The organism is Dermabacter vaginalis, from assembly GCF_001678905.1.
In the GTDB taxonomy this organism is placed as follows: domain Bacteria; phylum Actinomycetota; class Actinomycetes; order Actinomycetales; family Dermabacteraceae; genus Dermabacter; species Dermabacter vaginalis.
Window position 1 is genome coordinate 70578 of sequence record NZ_CP012117.1, and the last position, 16390, is coordinate 86967.

The following is a 16390-nucleotide window of genomic DNA, read 5'->3' on the forward strand; positions in this document are numbered from 1 at the left end:
TCGTTATCAGTCCGTGATGTTTACTGGGGCACGTACGAAAATCCCGAAGAACGTGTACGTGAAGGATTGAGAAAACGGGGGATCGACATGCACTACGACATCGACGACAGGGCAGCCCAGGCCACCATCTCGCAAACGGCCGGAACCGTCTCAGAAATCGAATCTGCCGACACGAACCTGAAGGATGATGCGTCGAGTTTGGGGGGCAGGCTCACGCACAGCCCTAAAACGGCGGCCGCCCTCACGGGTGATGTTGCCACCGCCTTTGAGGCAGCGGGTGAAGCCCTCGTGGGGATGGTGAACAACAACCTCCAGTCGTCGTCGGATGCGGTGAAGTCGTACATCGATGGTGACAACCAGATGTGTACGCTCGCCGATGCGGGACGGCAGCAGGCCTACGTGACCGACATGCCCGGCATCAACTAAGCACGATCGACGAGTGAGGAACAGCAATGATTTTTGATGTCCCAGAGATCGAAAGCCCGGCAGTCGTCGCTTCTGGCGCGGCCGATATCCGTACCGCCGGCGAAACGGTCGAGAAAAGAATGAAGGACACCGCGGGCGCATGGCAGCCCATCCGTGGCCAGTATGATGCGCCCGAGGCTGCTCAAGTTCATCAGGCAATGGACACGCCCGAGCAGATGGCAGCTGAAGTGAAGGCATCCGCAGGACAAATTGCCGCCCGACTCGATGCCTACTCGGTTGAATTAGATCTGCTGCAGGCTCGCAAGGCTAAGCTTGAAATCGAAATTGCGCAGTTCGTCTCCGAAAAATTGGCCGCTACTGTTGGTCTCCCTGGAGCCAGCGCAGCGCTCGCTGCTCGCGAAGCCGAATTGCACGAGAAGTGTCGACAGCTCAGGCTGGATCGTGATCACGCCGACCAGGATTGTGCCGGCTCGATTAGCGGCATCGTAGAAAGTACCGGCGATGCCATAGGCAAGAAGTTTCTCAGGGCTATTACCCGCGGCAACGATATTGAAGGTGACGCTGGAACAGGTCTTCAGGGGCTTAAGCTCGGTACCGATTTTTACAAGTACCGCAGCATGAGCTTTTTCTATGCCAACGGTACGATTGAAATCAAAGAGGATTGGGCGCCAAAGTACCTGAAGAGACTTGCTGGTAAAGGTAAGTTCGGTAAGGGGCTCGTCAAAGGTCTTACAGGCTGGGACGCGAGCAATGTTGTGGATCCGAAAGCCGTTCTTCCGGAAAGCAATCCGCTGAGTCCGCTGGCAAAGCCAACGACCGCCACCGGAACTCTTCAGGCGTTTGTGGCGCGCAGTACGCTCAAGCTCCAGGGTGAGTCATCGCGAGTCCCACACAAACACAGCCAGGCCGTCACCGACGGAAAATGGAAGAGCATCAAGGGAACCGCAAAGTTCATGTCGAAGTCCGGAAACTACATCGGCGCCGCCGCTGCCGGTGTGGATTCATGGCAGACGGACTCTCACGTAAACCCGGACATGGGTAATGTGCAAAAGGGTGCGCGTGCGGGTGCCCTCGCTACCGGCGCGGGGGTTGGCGGCTGGGCTGGTGGCAAGGCCGGCGCGGCCATGGGCGCCGCGATCGGCTCCTTCGGCGGCCCGATTGGTACCGTGGCGGGCGGTGTTGTCGGCGGCATCATCGGCGGTGTCGCTGGTGGCTCGGCAGGTAGCTGGCTAGCGAAGAAGGGCAACGAAAAATTCCTAAGCCAAGGCATCAAGTAACACCCAGAAATCGCTGATGAACAGCGGTTTTCATAGAGTGTGTGAGTGGACGAAAAGACGTTAGGAGGGGCAATGCCCGGATCTGGCGAGGCAACACCCGCGGAAGTGACGACCTATACCCACCCGGACATGGTCGTCGACGTGTACGCACCGCGAGGGTGGGAGGAAGATACGTCCGGGGCTGACCGGGGACTCTTCATCTACCTTTCGGATGATGTGTGGAACGAGCAATTTCGCCCGAACATCGTGCTCATCCAGAGGGAGGCCGAGCCGGGAACCGAGTCGCTCGACAAGCTCGCGGCCACCCAGGGGGAAGTCGAGGATTCGTTCGGCGAGCAGCTCGACGAGTACCGGCTGCTGCACTTGGGCGAAGACACCGTCGGCCTTCAGGGCGTGCCCGGGCTTCAGCGGATCGCGTCGTATCAAAATCCCGACGGCATTCCGCTGACGATGTTCCAGTGGATCGCGGTGCACAATGGCACGCACGTTGACCTCACGATCACCTACCCCACCGAGCTCCTGGGCGAGCGCGCGCAGCTCATCCTCAACATGGGGCATGGCCTGCTGTGGAAGGAGTCGGCGAAATGACGGAGCACAACACCATGGGCAGCGAGAACACCGGGGTGGAACTCGGCTTCGAAAGCTTCATGATGCTGCTTGAGAAGGGGGTCCCGAGCGACGGATCCGAAGTCGTTGACGTCAACGACCGGGTCGTCGCGAGCGATCAACACGTTGCCGACGGCACCGAGGCCATCTGGGACACCCTTAAAAATCACCGCTACCAGCTCACGATCACCTCGATTGCCGGCAACGGCGCGGAAGACAACCGTTTCCTGTGGCTCGGCCCGAACGGGTGTGTGAGCGCCCAGACCGTACTCACGAGCGAAGTCTCCACTCCGCCGAGCTTCGTGCTGAAGTCCCACCCTCTTTCGAGCCGCTACACCGTGCTGTTCGACCTCACGGACCTCACTCCCATCGCGGAGAAGGACGTTACGTCAACCGAAGCGGTGCAGATCGAAGCGGAGGCCTGGGAGAACCTGGTCCTCGAGCCCGGTGAGGAACGCAAGCATCACAAGGCCCAGCAGGATGTGGCCGAAGCACTCGGCGCGATCTCCCAGGATATGGCGAGCGACATCACCCAGGGCCTCTACGAGCAGGTGGTCGTGGCATCCGAGAAGCACACCGACACTGGCTCGGCACCGATCGCAACGGTGTGGGTGGCAACCCCGCACGGCTACGTATCGTTTTTCTCGGAGTCGCGAAAACTCTTCGGTAGCTCCCATTACCTCGAGCCAACCGAGGCGTGGGTGCTGTTCATGATGGCCTCTCATCAGCTTCCGAGCGCTCAGCAGATTTCTACTTGGTGAGCTGCGGAAACTGGCGCCAACTACCTGAGAGACGTGTGCTCTCATGAAAATTCTTCTGTGGGCCCTCATCTTCGTCGTGACCGCAGCGATCTTTACGTTCTACATGTTTCACGTGCGCTACCAGGAAAACGCCGAGTGGTACGACGACTACCGCGAGATCCCCAACCTGTGGATTCTGCCCTATTGCACGCCCGTGTTTAGCGTGGGTGCGCTCCAGATTATCTACGACGAGCTGGGGGTTCCGGGAGGCGCATTCGTGGCTGAGCCGCTGCGGATCCTCGGGATCATCACCGTATTCATGATCCCCATTGGCATTCTCGGCGGCGTCGGCGTGCCGCTGCCGTGGCCGCTTGCACCGCGCTGGGTCGTGGAGCGCCGCAAGAAGGACCGCGCCGCACGAAAGCGCACCACCTCCGGCGCATAAATCCCTCGGGCCGGACTCCGCGCACGTATCGCCTTGGTGTTTTGTCCACCCCTGGGCGTCGATCGGGTGGCGGCGAGGCGCCGGTAGCTGTACTGTAAATGAGAACAGTTACCATTCGAGGAGGGGTTCATGCGGATTCTCCGCTCCACCGGCGCCACGCTCGCGGCTCTCACGCTCGCCCTCGCACCCGCCTTCGCGGGGCCCGACGGCGACCGTACGGTCCAGACGAACGCGCACATCGACGCGCCCAAGGTCTTTTGGGACAAAGACGCCAAGACATTCCAGATCAACTCCCAATCCAACGGGAAAACTCTCCCGCTGGACAAGACCACCAACTGGGTGGGACGTGGCTACCAGGAGGACGGCACGCAAAGCTACATCTTTGACGTGACGAAGGATCCGCGCCTCGCGTTCCTCGGAAAAGAAGGCGACCACCTCTACATGGCGCCCCACAGCCCCGGTCCGGGCAACACCCCGATCTGGTCCGGTTTCGGCGCCGACACGGCAGTGCCCATCGAACAATTCCAGGACGAGAACTTCACCATCGAGCTGACGGGCTTCAACGGCCCCGGCGAGATGAACATGTTCAACTACTCGAGCTACGGCGACCTGCCCGTCACGCGCCTGTTCTCCTCGCACGATCAGAACTCGCGCGCCGTGTGGCTCGACCCGGGCACGCACACCCACAATTTCACGACGTTCACCAAGCCCGGCCGGTACGAGCTCACCTACCAGGTGAGCGCACGCAAGTCCGACGGCACCTTCACCGCCTCGAAGCCCACAACGCTCGTGTGGCGCGTGGGCGGCACCAACCCCGCTGACGAAAAGCTCGGCGACGTCAAGACGGCCTACGACAAAGCCGCTGGAGTGACCGGCGAATCCACCCCGACCTTCACCATCGCCCCGCACACCGGCAAGAAGAAGGACGGCGACGAGAACCTCACCGACCTCACGTTCGATGCGGGCAACGCCGAAGCTGAAGGCACCGTCGTGTTCTTCATCGACGGCTACCACCTCGCCGAGGTTCCCGTGAAGGGCGGCAAGGCCACGTGGAGCGAGATGATCGGCTCAACCGACTCGACCTTCCAGGCAGTGTTTGTTCCTACGAAGGGCGCCTCGCGTTGGGTGAGCGCGCCCCTCACCTCGACCACGGGGAAGGCCGCAACCTCCACCACCGAAAGCGGTGAATTCCCTAAGGAGGCGTCGGAAAACCAGGCCACTGGATTCCCGAACGGCGAGGTCAAGCCGACCTCCCGCGACGTGAGCGTCAGCGCCAAGGTTGAAGAAAACGACAACCTCATGAAGGTCGACACGAAACCCGCGGACGACTCCCTCGTGTACCACGTGACCGGCGGGTTCTACGAAAAGGGCTCTGATTTCCCGACGTGCGAGGTGGACGCGGTGAGCGGCCCCGGACGCCGCAGCTTCGACGTGAGTCGCGAATACTGCAAGGGCGACCAGTACGACCTGCGCCTTGCCCTCGAACCGCTTCCGCGCGCCGCGATCGGTAACACCGAAGTCGCGGACTTCGGGCCCGTGAGCGCGAAAGGGAAGGAAATCTCGACCCAGTTCTCCGAGCACGGCGCAACGGGTACCCCGGACACACCTGAGGGTGGGCAACCGTCGGACCCGGGCGCCGGGGATGAAGGGGCCGACGGTTCCCTCCTCAACACCCCCGTGACCATCAACAACGGGCACGTGGACCTGCGCGTTATGGACGTCGACGGGAACTTCTCCGTCGCCCTCGGCGACGACTCGCGCCAACACGCGAAAAAATCCGTGACCCGCACGATCGACTCGGTGACGCTCGAGGTCACGAAGCTCGCAAAGGCAAAACGCGGCGGCAACATCCTTGCCGACAAGAGCTACGACGTGCTCGGCCCGAAGGGCAGCGAGCTGTACATTCTCCCGCAGGCCCAGCAGCAGGGGCGCGTGTGGCCGGGCTTCTCGAGCGAAGAACTCGATCGCGACAAATACCCCGAGGGGGCGACGATGACGCTCACCCCCGTGAGCGCCCCCGAAGGCGGTAAGTGGTTCGCGTACACCGAGAACCTCGGCACGATCCAGAAGATGTACGCCACGAGCGAGAAGGCTTCCGACATCCCGCTTCCGCCCGGCACCCACATGCACACCGCGTGGGCCTTTACGAAGCCGGGTACGTACACGATCGACGTCACGGCGCACGCTAAGCAGGCGAGTAACGGCGAGCGCAGCGCCGAGAGCGGGGAGGCTACCGCGCAGACCCAGCGCCTCACCTTCGTTGTGGAGAAGCCGTCGCCGGGCAATGAGGGTGGCGGCGAGGCTGAGGAGCCGTCGGACCAGCAGCCGGAGAACCCCGCCGGTTCCGGTGATGCCGGTGCTGCCGATGGGACCGGAGCCGAAGGCGGTTCTGCGGGTGCCGGTGCCTCTGATGCCGGTGGCAGTGCACCCGCGGCGTCCGACGCCGGCGCATCCGATGCAGGCGGCGAGGGTGGCGTTCTGAGCGACCTCCCGCGCACCGGCGCGAGCGTGGGCCTGACCGTTGCTGCCGCGAGCGCGCTCGCGGCCGGCGGTGCAGCACTCACAAGGCGCCGCAAGAACAGCTAACCGCTCACAGCTACAGAAACGGGCCCGCGCTTCTCCTGAACTGGCCCCCGAAAGTTGGACTGGTTTAATTCTAGGCGGTTAGGGCTTCAAGGGTCTGATTTCGATATTGCATCGGGGTCAGGCCCTTGAGTCGTTGTTGGATGCGTTCGGTGTTGTACCACTGGATGTACTCGTCGATCGCCTGGTTGAACTTTGCGACGGTGTCGAAGACTTCTCCGTGGTACATCTCGGTTTTCAAGTGCCCGAAGAAATTCTCCATGACCGCGTTGTCGTAACAGTTGGCTTTACGCGACATCGACTGAACACCACCGTTGTCATGAATGAGGTTGCGCCAGGTCGAATGCTGGTACTGGAAACCTTGATCGGTGTGGATCATCCACCCAGGTTCAGGCGCACACGTGTTAATCGTCTTAGCTAACGAATCGGCGGTGAACGCTGTCGACGGCGATGTAGCCACGGTGTGGGCAACGATTGAACGGTCGAACAGATCCATCACCGGTGACAGGTAGACCTTGCGGCCTGCGACCCTGAACTCGGTGACGTCGCTGGCAAAGACGGTATTGGGCTTATCTGGGGTGAACTTGCGGTCAAGCGTGTTGTCGGCAATGTGGCTGCTCGTCCCGCTGTAGGACACATATGGCCTGCGCTGGCGGACTTTCGCTCGAAGCCCCATCTCGCACATGAGTTTGTAGACGAGCTTGTGGTTGACCACCCACCCCTGGTTGCGCAGGTCAAGTAGCACTCGCCGGTAGCCGTAGCGATACTTGTTACGCTCGAAGCTTTCCCGGATCGCGTCTTTGAGCGCAGCGTGCTTATCCGGCTCGCTGAGGCGTTTCTGGTGGTAGAAGAACGTCGATCTCGGCATATCTGCCGCATCCAAAAGGTATTGCAGAGGATGCTGTGACTTGAGGATGACAATCGCCTGGACTTTCAGGCGCGTCCCTGATTCCTCAAGTCCCGCAATTTTTTTAGATAGGCGTTTTCCGCTTCCAACCGTGCGATCTGGCGACGCAGCTTCTCTTCCTCCGAGAGCGGCTTCGGCGCGACCGAGCCTTTGGGCCTGCCCTTCGGCTTCGGCATTAGTGCCTCATCGCCACCTTTGCGCCATTTCCACGACCACGCTCTGACTAACTGCTCTGATGACAGTCCAAATTCGCGCGCAAGATCCATCGCTGTCTCACCAGCAAGGTGGCGCTCGGCAACTTCCTTCTTGATGTCGAACGAATACTGCTGCTTAGTCGGTTTCTCCACAAGACATAGCCTGCCATGCAGCTTAAACCGACGATAGAACTTACGGACGGCGTATTTGGAGACACCAAGAGCATTCGCAGCGGCTTGAGAGCCCATGCCTTGCTCAAACAGTTCAACCAGCTGCTCGCGCTGATGCTCACTCAGCGAACTTCGTGCTCTCAAAGAAAACTACTCCCCACTAGTCGGTAACTGATTTCTCAGTCCAACTAATGGGGAGCAGTTCACTCCAGGGAGGCGCGGGCCCTTTCACATGACCAGTGACTATGGGGCCGAAGCGGGGACGTGTGCCGCTAGACGAGGGTTCGCTTCGTGAGGCGCAGCTGCACGTCGGCGCATTCCGCGACCCGCTTCGAGTGGGTCACGACGATCACGCACTTACCGGCTTTTGCCGCGCCCCGCAGAATCTCGATCACCGCTTCTGCCGTGTCCTCGTCGAGGTTGCCCGTCGGCTCGTCCGCGAGAATCACCGGCGCCTTCGATACGAGCGCACGCGCGATCGCCACGCGCTGCTGCTGCCCACCCGAAAGGCGAAGCACATTGCGGGTCGCCTGGTCCTTCGTGAGCCCGAGGTTCTCGAGGCTTTCGATGCCTGCCTTCTTATCCACGAGACGAAGGTTTTCGAGCGGAGTGAGGTAGTCGATCAGGTTGTAGTTCTGAAACACGAGAGAGATCTGCTCGCGGCGATGCTTCGAATACCCCGTCTGTGCGATATCGGTTCCGTTGAACCGCACCGTGCCACCGGTGGGCGCTTCAAGGCCCGCAAGGAGGCTCAACAGAGTGGATTTTCCGGCACCGGAGGCGCCGACAATCGCGTAGAGCTTCCCGAGCTCAAAGGTTGTCGAGACGTCCTCGAGAACCCGGCCGCGAGACTGTTCGTAGGTGTAGCTAACGTGATCAAGGTGAAGAATGCTCATGATGTGCTCCTAGCTCATAGAGGCGAGAATGGACTTCGGGCTGCGCCGAAAAACCGGAAAAAGAACCGCTGCGACAGCAATGGCGACGATGAGGGCGCCGACGCCAAGCGCGGCCAGGGCCGCGAGAGGACTCGCGGAAGGGGAGAGGGCTTCGAGAACCGGATCGTGAGAGTGAGCCAGGAGAGCCTCGCTCACGAGATTCGTCGCGAAGAACCCCAACCCGAGTGCGAGAACCGCCGCGACGACCACGAGCGCACAGATCTCCGCGAGGAACTGACGAAGGATGCTCCCCTTCGACCTACCAAGGGAGAGCAGAATCCCGATCTCGTGAAGACGGCCGCGCGCCCAAAACGCGAGCACGAGCACGAGCACCGCAATGCTCACCGCACTCAAACCAAGAACGAGCCACGTGAGAAGGCGTTCCACGCCTGCGATCGACGCAAGGACGGTGCGAAACTGCGCCGAATTATCCTCGAGGCTCAAGTGAGGGCGAGCCTTATGCGCCTTCGCGAGCACAGCGGGAAGCGCCTCAGCGCTCGCGGTGCTGTATCGCGCAAGAGTCAACGACGCCGGATCGGTCAGGGGCGACATATCTTCGGCCGCGGCGAAAATACGGTTCTCGGCGGCGCCCGCAGGAAGGCCGGAAGGGTTCTCCGCGCGACCGCTGAAAATGCCGGTCACGACGAGACGCACGAGCTTGCCGTCACGCACGAGCGTGATCGCGCTTCCCACCGACAGGCGGTTCTTCGCGGCAAAGTCTTTGTGCACGAGGGCGCCGTGCGACGAAGGCTTCAGGTGCTCGCCCTGCTCAAGAGTGAAGAGTTTGCCTTGAAACAGCGGATTCAACTGCGAGTTAGTCGTCGCCGTCACCGTCATGTCATTTGCGAACTCCGGGTCAAGCTGCACCGCCCCGGCCGCCGAGACGGGACGGTGACCTTTCGGTTTCACGAGAAGATCCGTCTCGTACGCACTTGAGGTTACGCCGGGAAGTTTCGCGAGAGCGTCGGCATCGGTGCGGGCGAGGCTGGCGTCGGAATTCTGCGCCGTGAAACCAGCCCCGACGTTCCGATCGATCGCGCCACTAATATCGCCCATCGTGGCGCGCACGCCTGATTGCGCCACGAGCCCCGTGAAAATCAAGGTCATGAGCAGGAGAAGAATGATGCTGCGTGCGGGGCGCCTGCGCAGTGAAAGAACGGCGAGACGCGCCGAAGAAAGGCCTCTCATTTGAGTGCCACCAAAAGCTTTTTCGGAGCCGTGCGAAGCATCGGGAGTGCGGCGAGCAGCACGCACACGATAATGACGACGGCCGCTGCGATCGCGACGTAAGCAACATCCTGATTGCCGAGGCTTACGTGCAATGAATCGAGAGTTTTAAGCGCGCTCGACGATTCGAGATCGGCGCCGGCCTGCTGCCCGGGAGCAAAACCATTCTTCGCAGAAGAATTGACGCTTCCCAGCACCGAAGAGCCGATAGATTGCGCGATCAACGTGCTCACGAGATACGAGATCCCGATCGCTGGAATGGCGATAAGTCCAAGCTCCATCCAGTACTGGCGCAGCATTCCACCCTTGGTCGTGCCCACCGAAAGGAGCACGCCCGTTTCCTTCTTGCGTTCACCGAGCCACAGGAACAGCATGAGGCTCAAAAGCGCAATGGCCAGCACAAACGTTGCGATCTTCGCGCCGTTCATGATCGAGCGAACGCCATCAACCGCACCGGTGATGCCCGCGAGATACTGCGTCGACGGGGCAAGCTGGTAGTTGCGCCAGTCGATGCCGAGACGGCTCGCTTCCTCCGCGACCGCCTTGAGCTCGGTGCCCTTCTTCACGAAGAAATTTGCGTCCTGATAAATCTCGGTCTTTGCCGTCCAGCCATAAAGCTCGCGGGTCGTATCAAGATCCGTGAAGAGCGTATTGGCGAAAAGCTCGCTGCGCTGGGCAACGGGCCTCGGGTTATCGCCCGAAAATAGGCCGACGATTTCCGTTGTGACCTCGGTCGTGGACTTGTTCTGGTTATCCACATCGAATTGGTTGCCCTTCACGGTGATCTCATCGCCCACCTTGAGGCCGTTCGCTTTCGCGAGATCCTCGTGAATGAGAGCCTTGTGCGAGTCTCCGCTGCGCAGGTGGCGGCCTTGCGTGAGGGTGAGCGCCCCACCGCGGAAGCTATTTTCCAGCTCAGAGTCGTTCACGCCCCACACGTTGGCGGCGTTGCCGAACTGTTTTTCCTTCTGCTCGTCGTACTCGTTGTGGTCGAGCTTCTTGACGCTCGCGCCCACGAGATCCGCCGTGACGTTCTGGCGAGCGACGTGGCTCTCGACGCCCTTGAGCTTCGTGATCTTCTCGATATCCGCACCCTTCACGGTGCCGGCGCCGCGGGGTGTTCCCTGATTGAACTGCGGGTTGTTTTGCAGCACGAAACCCGCACCCGTGCGCTTCTCGACCTGCGCTCCCGCCGCATCGGCAGCGCGCGTCACCGAACCGGTCACCATGAGCGCCGACATCATCGCCGCAAAAATTCCCACAATAATGAACGACTTGACGCGTTGACGTGAAACGTAGCGCCAGACCCGGCCGAAAGACGACACGGAACAATCCTTTCCAGAAAGCGACATTAGGTGTTTGAGCCGCCACGTAACAGCGTGCGGCAACGACGAAAGAACCTAACGAAGCAGTCTGGAATGGTTCCCAGCTTGAGGTGGGAAGCGCCGGTGAAAACGGCATGTCCTCGGGGAAAACTCCGGGATTGAAACGGGTAAAAAGTCCCGAAATTTACTCGTTTTCTGCGAGAACGCGGGTAATCCCGGATCAATCCCTTAAAACGCCGCGGGGGAGTGAGCTGTGACTAGTCGAGGAAGCCTCGCAGAAGCGCCTCGGTTCCCGCGAGGTGCTCCTCCATCTCGACCGAGGCCACATCTGGCCGTCCGCGAAGAATGGCCTGGACGATCCTTTGGTGCTGCTCGCACGAATGCTCAATATTGGGCTGGAGCAGGGGAATCTGGTCAAGGAGTTCGTTGACCCGCATGCGGATATCGGCGAGAACTGGAACGAGAGAGGGAGCGTCAACGAGCTCCCCCATGAGCAGGTGCAGGCGGGTGTCATACACGCGGTAGTCGGCCAGATCGGCAGCCTGGCATTCCTCGTGGGCGCGCCACAGCCGTTCGCGGCTTTCGCGTGGAAGCTCCTGGTGGGCGAGTCTGCGCACGATCCCCACTTCGACAACCGCTCGAAGGGCGAGTGTGTCGATGATGGACGCGACTCGGCTCGAGGTCTCCGAAAGCGCGCTCGAAGTGGGAAGCGGATTTTTTGCAAACGTCCCGCCGTAGCGGCCCCGTTTCGCTTCGAGGTAACCCGCCTCAACGAGAGCAGAGATGGCCTCGCGCACGGTGTCGCGCGACACCCCGAGCATCGAGGCGAGCTCGCGCTCCGGGGGAAGTTTTTCCCCCGGAGCAACGAGTCCAAGTTTGAGCGATTGAACAAGCCTGTGCACGGTCCCCTCGAAAGCGTTCGAGGCTGCTCCGGGTTTCAAAAGAACCCAGGAGTTCAGCACGGGGGCGGGATCAGGTAGATCAGTCATCGCTCAACATCTTGTCACAAGTGTCGCGGCGGCTCAGAGTGGCGTGACGTAGGCGGCGCTGAGACCGCCGTCGACGAGGAACGTGGACGCCGTGATGAAGGAGGCGTCGTCACTCGCCAGGAACGCGACGGCGGCCGCAAGCTCCTTTGCGTCACCGAATCGCCCAACGGGAACGTGCACGAGTCGACGCTGCGCACGCTCCGGATCCTTGGCGAAAAGCTCCTGAAGGAGGGGAGTGGCGACGGGCCCCGGGCACAGGGCGTTGACGCGAATGCCCTGACGGGCGAACTGCACGCCGAGCTCGCGCGTCATAGCGAGCACCCCACCCTTCGAGGCGGTGTAGGAAATCTGCGAGGTTGCCGAACCCATCACCGCCACGAAACTAGCCGTATTGATGATCGACCCGGACTGCTGCTTCGTCATGTGGCGAAGTGCTGCGCGCGAGCACAGGTAGACCGACTTCAGGTTGACATCCTGCACCTTCTCCCACGCGGGAAGCTCGGTCGTCTCAATCGAATCGTCGTCCGCGGGCGAAATCCCGGCGTTGTTGAAGGCAATATCGACCGAGCCGTACACGCGAGCTGCTTCGTCAAATAAGTGGTTGACCTGCTCTTCGCTCGTGACGTTCGTTTCGACGAAGAGGCCACCGACCTCTTTGGCAGCCGCCTCTCCGTTTGTCGCATCGAGATCGCCGATGACGACCGTGGCGCCTTCGGCCGCGAATCGGCGCGCGGTCGCAAGCCCGATACCGGAGCTGCCGCCCGTAATCACGGCAACCTTGCCCTTCAATCGTTGGGTGAGATCAATCTTTTCGATAGTCGTCTCTGACATGTCAAAACCTTTCTACAAGGGGTGGATGTTGGCTAGTCCTGCGCGAAAAAGACATTCTTGGTTTCGGTGAAGGCGAGGGGAGCGTCGGGCCCCTGTTCCCTGCCTAGACCGGACTGCTTGAACCCGCCGAACGGCGTGGAATACCGCACCGACGAGTGGGAGTTGACGGAGAGGTTTCCCGCCTCGACCCCGCGCGACACGCGAAGCGCGCGGCCGATGTCGCGAGTCCAGATCGACCCCGAAAGCCCGTACTCGGTGTCGTTTGCGAGGGCGAGTGCATCGGCCTCGTCCTCGAACGGCAGCACGGTGACGACGGGACCGAAAATCTCCTCGTGTACCGTCCGGTGCGTGCGCTCGGGCGTGAGTACGGTGGGCGGGAACCAAAAGCCGGGGCCCGACGGTGCTCTCCCTCTAAAGGCGACAAGTGATTCGTCGTCCACGTATCCGGTAACCTTGTCGAGGTGGGCTTTCGCCACGAGCGGCCCCATTTCGGTGTCGTCGTTCGCGGGATCACCAACTCGAAATGCCTTGACGGCGGGTTCGAAGAGCTCCATGAACTTCTCGTACACGGATTTTTCGACGAGGATCCTCGAGCGCGAGCAGCAATCCTGCCCGGCATTGTCGAAAACCCCGGCGGGGGCTGCTGCGGCGGCCTTCTCGAGGTCGGAATCGGCAAACACGATGTTCGCGTTCTTTCCCCCGAGTTCGAGCGTGAGGGTCTTAACCTGTTCGGCGCAGCCGCGCATGATCGTTTTTCCCGTTGCTGTTGAACCGGTGAACACGACTTTTCGCACGTCGGGATGCGTGACGAACCGGTTGCCGACGACGGAGCCCTTGCCGGGAAGAACCGTGAGAAGGTTCTCGGGAAGGCCGGCCTCGAGGGCGAGCTCGGCAATGCGGATCGCGGTGAGCGGTGTCCATTCGGCGGGCTTGAGAACCACGGCGCAGCCAGCCGCGAGTGCGGGGGCGAAGCCCCACGCAGCGATTGGCATGGGGAAGTTCCACGGGGTGATGATGCCGACGACGCCTACCGCCTCATGGAAGGTCACGTTCACGCCGCCCTCGACGGGAATCTGCTCGCCGATGAGCCTTTCGGGCGCAGCTGCGTAGTATTCGAGGACATTCGCAACGTTTTGTGCTTCCCACCGAGCTTGCCCAATGGGGTGGCCGGCATTGGCAACCTCGATCTGCGCGAGCTCCTCGTTGTGGTCGGCGACGATGCGGGCAAAACTCCGGAGAACCTGTGCTCGCGAGGCTGGAGCGGTGGCCGCCCAGCGTTTTTGTGCAACGACGGCCTTGGCGATGGCGTCGTCAGTCGCCTCGACGTCGACGAGCTCGATGCTGCGAATGAACTCCTCGGTCGCGGGGTTGATGATGTCGAACGTAGTCATGGGCGCTCCTTAGAGGTGTGGGGCGTGGCATTGACGAGGGCTTCGAAGAGTCTGCGGTCGTGATGTTGCTGTTCGGGGTGCCATTGGACGGCAAGGAAGAAACCCAGTGCAGATGGGCACTCGAGTGCCTGGATGGTGCCGTCGGACGTCGTCGCGGTAACCGCGAGTCCGCTCCCGACCTTTCCGACTGCCTGATGGTGATAGACCGGAATATCGCGCGCTGTGGTCCCGAGGATGTTCGCGAGCGTCGAGCCTTCGGTGATCTCGATGTCCACCGAGCCGAACACGCCCGGGGCAGGCTGGTAGAGATCCGATCCCACAACGTCGGGCAGGTGTTGAAGGAGAGTGCCTCCGTGAACCGTGTTCACGATCTGCATGCCTCGGCAAATCGCGAGGATGGGACGCCCGACGCTGCGTGCCGCCACGTACAGCGCGATTTCCCACTCGTCGCGATCATCGCGGGGCGCTCCAGTTTTCTCGTGTGGCTGTTCGCCGTAGCGGGCTGGGTTGACGTCGGCTCCGCCGGCAAGGATGAGCCCGTCGAGCTTCGCGATTACCTGGGCGGCGCGATCGCTTTCCGACGGTTGCGGGGGCAACAGGACGGGCACACCGCCGGCATCGAGGACCGCCTGAAGGTAGGCCTCGTGCAGGAAGGATGCGCGCGTATCCCATACCCCGCACGTGGCAGGTTCGAGGTATGTCGATATACCGATGATGGGTGCGCTAGCCACGTTCGAAGCCCCTCACGCGCTCCCAATCCGTGACGGCGGCATCGAACGCTTCGAGTTCGACCCGGGCAGCCCGCGTGTAGTGCTCGACGACGTCCTCGCCGAAGGCGGCATGGGCAATCTCGGAGTTTTCGAACAGGTCGGCGGCTTCGCGGAGCGTCGTCGGCACCCTCGGCTTGTCACTTTCGTAGCCGTTGCCCACGAGCTCCTCCTCGAGGGAGAGCTCGTTGTCGATGCCGTGGAGACCCGCGGCGATCATCGCGGCCATCGCGAGATATTGATTGACGTCGCCGCCGGGAATGCGGTTCTCGAAGCGCAGCGATTTGCCGTTGCCCACGACTCGGAAGGCGCACGAGCGGTTGTCGAGGCCCCACGCGAGTGTGGTCGGTGCGAATGTGCCGGGCTGATAGCGCTTGTAAGAGTTGATGTTGGGGGCGAACATGAGGGCGAGTTCGCGCGCTGCGGCGATCTGCCCCGCGAGGAACTGATCCATGATGACGCTGCGCCCGCCTTCGCGGGATTCGTCGGCGAACACGGGATTGCCATCCTTGTCGCGCAGGCTCATGTGAATATGGCACGAGTTGCCTTCGCGCTGGTTGAACTTCGCCATGAAGGTGATGGACTTGCCGTGTCTTTCAGCGATTTCCTTGGCGCCCGTGCGGTAGAGGCTGTGGTTATCGCACGTGGTAAGCACATCGTCGTAAAGGAAGGCGATCTCTTGCTGACCGGGGTTGCATTCGCCTTTGACGCCCTCGCAGTACATGCCGGCCGCATCCATGGAGTTGCGGATGTCGCGAAGGAGAGGTTCGAGGCGTGTGGAGGCCTGGATGTCGTAGTCGGTGTTGTAGTCGCTTGCGGGGGTGAGGTCGTTGTAGCCCTTGGCCCACGCTTCACGGTAGGTGTCGTCAAAAATTAGGAATTCGAGTTCCGTCGCGCCCATGCATGTCCAGCCGCGCTCTTCAAGGCGAGCGCGTTGTTTCTTGAGGACACTGCGCGGGGCGGGGGCGACTTCCTCGCCCGAGGTTGTGAGGAGGTCCGCGGTGACCTGTGCGGAGCCCTCGATCCACGGGACTTGGCGCAGCGTGGCCATGTCTGGCTTCATGACCATGTCGCCGTAGCCGCTCTTCCAGCTGGAAATCTTGTAGCCGTCCACCGTGTTGTTGTCGATGTCGACGGCGAGGAGATAGTTGCAGCACTCAGCTCCGTGTTCGGCGACGGAGTCGAGAAAGAGACGAGCGGAGATGCGCTTGCCTACGAGTCGGCCTTGCATGTCCGTGAATCCGAGGATCACGGTGTCGATATCGCCGGCGTGGATGCGGTTGGTGAGTTCTGAGAACGTCAGCATTCCTTCGTTGCCTGACATGGAAGCTCCTCATTGTGCTTCGGTGTGGCCTGGCGGGGCCCTTACGTGGCGATGCAAGCCATTGACTAAACATCGGTCTGGCAACCATTAGATCACATGATGTGAGCTACGCAACCCGAAATCCTGGCAAAACTCTGGGCATTCCGAGGTGGCGCCCCTCGAGTTCAGTTAACGAATTTCGACAAAAGCATGGAAATCCAACCATTAGGCGGGTACTGTGGGGCAGCACACACGAGTCAACGTGGTCTCGTC

Annotated in this window: 14 protein-coding genes and 1 pseudogene; 6 read left to right on the plus strand and 9 right to left on the minus strand. The window is 61.2% G+C overall.

Going from position 1 to position 16390, the window contains the following annotated elements; genetic code table 11:
- The first annotated feature begins 87 nt into the window (after nt 1–87).
- The 6 genes from DAD186_RS00235 to DAD186_RS00260 all read left to right on the plus strand — a co-directional run bounded on the left by DAD186_RS00235 (nt 88) and on the right by DAD186_RS00260 (nt 6080).
- Complete coding sequence (locus tag DAD186_RS00235) at nt 88–426, plus strand: hypothetical protein (protein ID WP_065247011.1); 339 nt, start codon at nt 88–90, stop codon at nt 424–426.
- Between the two features lie 26 nt (nt 427–452).
- Nucleotides 453–1703, plus strand: coding sequence for a hypothetical protein (locus DAD186_RS00240; protein ID WP_065247012.1), 1251 nt, complete (start codon nt 453–455; stop codon nt 1701–1703).
- Between the two features lie 72 nt (nt 1704–1775).
- Nucleotides 1776–2291: a hypothetical protein gene (locus DAD186_RS00245; protein ID WP_065247013.1), complete on the plus strand. Its 516-nt coding sequence runs from the start codon at nt 1776–1778 to the stop codon at nt 2289–2291.
- Nucleotides 2288–3070 (plus strand): hypothetical protein, encoded by a 783-nt coding sequence (locus DAD186_RS00250; protein ID WP_065247014.1) that lies wholly within the window; start codon nt 2288–2290, stop codon nt 3068–3070. The genes DAD186_RS00245 and DAD186_RS00250 overlap by 4 nt, the downstream gene beginning before the upstream one ends.
- Nucleotides 3071–3113: 43 nt before the next feature.
- Complete coding sequence (locus tag DAD186_RS00255; RefSeq protein ID WP_065247015.1) at nt 3114–3494, plus strand: hypothetical protein; 381 nt, start codon at nt 3114–3116, stop codon at nt 3492–3494.
- A gap of 129 nt (nt 3495–3623) precedes the next feature.
- Nucleotides 3624–6080, plus strand: coding sequence for a choice-of-anchor M domain-containing protein (locus DAD186_RS00260; RefSeq protein WP_065247016.1), 2457 nt, complete (start codon nt 3624–3626; stop codon nt 6078–6080).
- A gap of 70 nt (nt 6081–6150) precedes the next feature.
- On the opposite strand, the pseudogene DAD186_RS10755 reads toward DAD186_RS00260, so the two are convergent.
- The 9 genes and pseudogenes from DAD186_RS10755 to DAD186_RS00310 form a co-directional block, all read right to left on the minus strand.
- A pseudogene (locus tag DAD186_RS10755) lies at nt 6151–7447 on the minus strand (IS3 family transposase).
- Nucleotides 7448–7621: 174 nt separating this feature from the next.
- The gene (locus DAD186_RS00275) at nt 7622–8245 is read right to left on the minus strand and encodes an ABC transporter ATP-binding protein (protein ID WP_065247019.1); all 624 of its coding nucleotides are present in this window, start codon (nt 8243–8245) and stop codon (nt 7622–7624) included.
- Nucleotides 8246–8254: 9 nt separating this feature from the next.
- Nucleotides 8255–9472, minus strand: a complete 1218-nt coding sequence (locus DAD186_RS00280; RefSeq protein WP_082990995.1) for an ABC transporter permease — start codon at nt 9470–9472, stop codon at nt 8255–8257.
- On the minus strand, nt 9469–10836 hold the full coding sequence (locus DAD186_RS00285; protein WP_208854259.1) for an ABC transporter permease: 1368 nt from the start codon (nt 10834–10836) through the stop codon (nt 9469–9471). Before DAD186_RS00285 ends, DAD186_RS00280 begins: the two co-directional genes overlap by 4 nt.
- A 257-nt stretch (nt 10837–11093) precedes the next feature.
- Nucleotides 11094–11825, minus strand: coding sequence for a FadR/GntR family transcriptional regulator (locus DAD186_RS00290; RefSeq protein WP_065247021.1), 732 nt, complete (start codon nt 11823–11825; stop codon nt 11094–11096).
- Nucleotides 11826–11858: 33 nt separating this feature from the next.
- Nucleotides 11859–12656, minus strand: a complete 798-nt coding sequence (locus DAD186_RS00295; protein WP_065247022.1) for a 3-oxoacyl-ACP reductase — start codon at nt 12654–12656, stop codon at nt 11859–11861.
- 32 nt (nt 12657–12688) lie between these two features.
- Nucleotides 12689–14047: an aldehyde dehydrogenase family protein gene (locus tag DAD186_RS00300; RefSeq protein WP_065247023.1), complete on the minus strand. Its 1359-nt coding sequence runs from the start codon at nt 14045–14047 to the stop codon at nt 12689–12691.
- A complete protein-coding gene (locus tag DAD186_RS00305; RefSeq protein WP_065247024.1) occupies nt 14044–14778 on the minus strand; it encodes a gamma-glutamyl-gamma-aminobutyrate hydrolase family protein in 735 nt (244 codons plus the stop codon). Before DAD186_RS00305 ends, DAD186_RS00300 begins: the two co-directional genes overlap by 4 nt.
- Nucleotides 14771–16138 (minus strand): glutamine synthetase family protein, encoded by a 1368-nt coding sequence (locus tag DAD186_RS00310; protein WP_065247025.1) that lies wholly within the window; start codon nt 16136–16138, stop codon nt 14771–14773. The genes DAD186_RS00305 and DAD186_RS00310 overlap by 8 nt, the downstream gene beginning before the upstream one ends.
- Between the last annotated feature and the right edge of the window lie 252 nt (nt 16139–16390).

Excerpts from the sequence above, each read along its gene's own strand:
- DAD186_RS00235 (WP_065247011.1), top strand. The coding sequence starts at position 88 with ATGCACTACGACATCGACGACAGGGCAGCCCAGGCCACCATCTCGCAA.
- DAD186_RS00240 (WP_065247012.1), top strand. The coding sequence starts at position 453 with ATGATTTTTGATGTCCCAGAGATCGAAAGCCCGGCAGTCGTCGCTTCT.
- DAD186_RS00245 (WP_065247013.1), top strand. The coding sequence starts at position 1,776 with ATGCCCGGATCTGGCGAGGCAACACCCGCGGAAGTGACGACCTATACC.
- DAD186_RS00250 (WP_065247014.1), top strand. The coding sequence starts at position 2,288 with ATGACGGAGCACAACACCATGGGCAGCGAGAACACCGGGGTGGAACTC.
- DAD186_RS00255 (WP_065247015.1), top strand. The coding sequence starts at position 3,114 with ATGAAAATTCTTCTGTGGGCCCTCATCTTCGTCGTGACCGCAGCGATC.
- DAD186_RS00260 (WP_065247016.1), top strand. The coding sequence starts at position 3,624 with ATGCGGATTCTCCGCTCCACCGGCGCCACGCTCGCGGCTCTCACGCTC.
- DAD186_RS00275 (WP_065247019.1), bottom strand. The coding sequence starts at position 8,245 with ATGAGCATTCTTCACCTTGATCACGTTAGCTACACCTACGAACAGTCT.
- DAD186_RS00280 (WP_082990995.1), bottom strand. The coding sequence starts at position 9,472 with ATGAGAGGCCTTTCTTCGGCGCGTCTCGCCGTTCTTTCACTGCGCAGG.
- DAD186_RS00290 (WP_065247021.1), bottom strand. The coding sequence starts at position 11,825 with ATGACTGATCTACCTGATCCCGCCCCCGTGCTGAACTCCTGGGTTCTT.
- DAD186_RS00295 (WP_065247022.1), bottom strand. The coding sequence starts at position 12,656 with ATGTCAGAGACGACTATCGAAAAGATTGATCTCACCCAACGATTGAAG.
- DAD186_RS00300 (WP_065247023.1), bottom strand. The coding sequence starts at position 14,047 with ATGACTACGTTCGACATCATCAACCCCGCGACCGAGGAGTTCATTCGC.
- DAD186_RS00310 (WP_065247025.1), bottom strand. The coding sequence starts at position 16,138 with ATGTCAGGCAACGAAGGAATGCTGACGTTCTCAGAACTCACCAACCGC.